Raw genomic sequence first — 1003 nt, 5'->3', positions numbered from 1 at the left:
GCTGCTCGAGCCGACCCGTATCTACACCATGGACTGCTTGGATCTGATCCGCGCGTTCAACGTCGACGGCGCCATCAACATTCACGGCTTCAGCCACGTCACCGGCGGCGGCCTGGCTGCCGATGCGGCGGCGCTTCGCCGCGCGCTGGATGAGGTGGACTCCGCCATCGTTGTCGGCCATTCCTACGGCGGCACCGTGATCGCCGAAGCCGGACACCATCCGGCAGTTGCGCACCTACTCTATATCTCGTCCTATCTGCCCGATATCGGGCAGTCTCAGGGTGAGATCATGAGCGGTGAGGGCGACCCGGTGTCCATCGGCGACAACGGTGACGGCACGCTGAGTGTGTCCGGCTACGACGCGGCTTCCTTCGGAGCCCGATTCCTTCAGGACGCGGACGAGTCGACCCAGCAGCAGGCCTGGGCTCGGGTGACCGCACAGGCCTCCGGGGCGTTCATGTCCCCCACGAGTGCCGCCGGCTGGGAGGGAGTCGATTCGACGTACATCATCTGCGGCCAAGATCGCAGCACGTCGGTCGAGTTGCAACGTTTCCATGCGAACCGAGCCACACGCTCCGTCGAACTACCGACCGGGCACCACCCGTTTATTTCCCGGCCCGACCTCGTCGTTGAACAAGTTCAAGCGCTACTGCACCGGGGATGAGTCATCAAGGCCCGGTGGATTCCGGCCGCCGGAAATATTGCAGCCTGCCGGTCTCGATCCCGAACAGACCAGCGACCGATTGTGGGCGAGCGTGGGGCCGATGCTCCAAGAAGCATGCCCTTGGATCACCTCACCGCAGGTTCGTGGCCCATCGATTGATCACACCGAGGGCCCACGGCGCCGGAGAATATGATCCTTCGTGACGACCTTGACCGGGACGGAACTCTAGATTTTGAGGTCTTCCCATTCGAAAGTGGTCACGGTTCCGTTTTCCCAATCTTGGCGCAGGATCGAGTAAGCAATGAAAGCGACATGACCACCGTCGTTGGTGGGCCATCC

The 1003-nt window shown here is 62.5% G+C and carries 1 protein-coding gene; it reads left to right on the top strand.

All coding sequences use genetic code 11. The annotated features are described in order from the left end of the window. Positions 1-664, top strand: a 664-nt coding sequence (locus B879_RS23840; RefSeq protein WP_157231790.1) for an alpha/beta hydrolase, incomplete at its 5' end; no start/stop codon positions are given. Positions 665-1003: the final 339 nt, after the last annotated feature.

This window comes from Cecembia lonarensis LW9 (assembly GCF_000298295.1).
GTDB classification, from domain to species: Bacteria; Bacteroidota; Bacteroidia; order Cytophagales; family Cyclobacteriaceae; genus Cecembia; species Cecembia lonarensis.
This window is presented reverse-complemented; position numbering and strand designations above follow the sequence as displayed.